This is a genomic window from Streptomyces sp. SID14436 (assembly GCF_010548465.1).
Classification (GTDB): domain Bacteria; phylum Actinomycetota; class Actinomycetes; order Streptomycetales; family Streptomycetaceae; genus Streptomyces.
This window is the reverse complement of sequence record NZ_JAAGMD010000314.1, coordinates 1-331: the sequence shown is the minus strand read 5'-3', so window position 1 is coordinate 331 and position 331 is coordinate 1. Positions and strand designations below refer to the sequence as shown.

General features: G+C 76.1%; 1 protein-coding gene. It reads right to left on the bottom strand.

Annotated elements, in window-relative coordinates; genetic code table 11:
* The coding region (locus tag G3I53_RS11210; protein WP_164438301.1) for a glycosyltransferase at nucleotides 1-331 on the bottom strand (331 nt) is incomplete at both ends.

Below are 331 nucleotides of genomic sequence, written 5' to 3'. Positions count from 1 at the left end.
CGGCCTGGCGATCCGGCGGAACGGATACAGCTGGCAGAAGAAGTAGACGAAGGCCGGCACGACCAGCCGCTCCCAGCGGCTCTCCACCCGCAGCCGCGCCATCTGCGAGACGACGTCGAAGCCCCCGGCCGAGGCCGCCGCGACCAGGTGCCGCAGACTGTCCGGCGCGTGCGCGATGTCGGCGTCGGTCAGCAGCAGGTACTGGGGGTCCCGCGCGCGGGCCAGGGCGATGCCGTGGCGCACCGCCCACAGCTTGCCGGTCCACCCGGCGGGCGGCTCACCGGGCGCGTCGACGGTCAGCGGCAGCCCGCCCCGCCCGCGCGCCAGCTCG